This is a genomic window from Streptomyces sp. NRRL F-5755 (assembly GCF_001279365.1).
Classification (GTDB): domain Bacteria; phylum Actinomycetota; class Actinomycetes; order Streptomycetales; family Streptomycetaceae; genus Streptomyces; species Streptomyces rimosus.
Map to the genome: position 1 here is coordinate 1 of NZ_LGCW01000160.1, position 1,095 is coordinate 1,095.

1 protein-coding gene is annotated in these 1,095 nt (G+C 69.6%); it reads left to right on the plus strand.

Features of this window, described 5'->3' with window-relative positions; genetic code table 11:
* A partial coding sequence (locus tag ADK86_RS15955) for a cytochrome P450 (RefSeq protein WP_053697176.1) occupies positions 1-1,095 on the plus strand: 1,095 nt, incomplete at both ends.

Genomic DNA, 1,095 nt, shown 5'->3' on the forward strand with positions numbered 1-1,095 from the left:
GCCGTTCCACTGGCACCCCTCCATCGGCGGCGCGCCGGGTTTCTGGGTGGTGTCCCGGCACGCGGATGTGTCCGAGATCTACCGGGACAACAAACGGTTCACCTCGGAAAAGGGAAATGTGCTCACCACGCTGCTGATGGGCGGCGATTCGGCGGCCGGCATGATGGCCGCGGTCACCGACGGGCCCCGGCATTCCGACCTCCGTAAAATCCTGCTCAAGGCATTCTCGCCGCGCGCCCTCGAAGGCGTCGTGGACAACATCCGCCGGTCCACCCGCACCCTGGTCGCCCAGGCGATCGCCCGCGGGGAATGCGACTTCGCCGCCGACGTGGCCGCCGACATCCCGCTCACCGCGATCTGCGACCTGATGGGCGTACCCGAGGCCGACCGCGCCAAGGTGCTGGAACTGACCGCGACGGCGCTGGGCAACGACGGCGCCGCCCAGTCGCCCGCCGCCGCCTGGCAGGCACGCAACGACATCCTCGCCTACTTCGCCACCCTGGCCGCCGAGCGCCGCGCCAACCCGGGCGACGATGCGATCAGCGTGCTGGCCACCGGCACCCTGGAGGGCCAGCCGCTGACCATGGACGAGATCGTGGTCAACTGCTACAGCCTGATCATCGGCGGCGACGAGACCAGCCGGATGTCGATGACCGGCGGCGTGCTCGCCCTCATCGAACACCCCGACCAGTGGCGGGCACTGAAGAGCGGCGAGGCGGACATCGCCACCGCCGTCGACGAGATCCTGCGCTGGACCACCCCCGCCCTGCACTTCGGCCGCACGGCCCTGGAAGACATCCCGGTCGGCACCCAGGGCCAGGTGATCAAGGCCGGGGACATCGTCACGCTGTGGAACGACTCGGCCAACATGGACGAGGAGGTCTTCGAGGCCCCGGAACGCTTCCGCCTCGACCGCACCCCCAACAAACACCTCGCCTTCGGCTACGGCCCCCACTTCTGCCTCGGCGCCTACCTCGGCCGCGCCGAAATCGCCGCCATGCTCACCGCACTGCGCGACCTGGTCGCCTCGGTGGAACTGCGCGGAGACACCCGCCGCAACTACTCCAACCTGCTCAGCGGCATCACCAGCCTGCC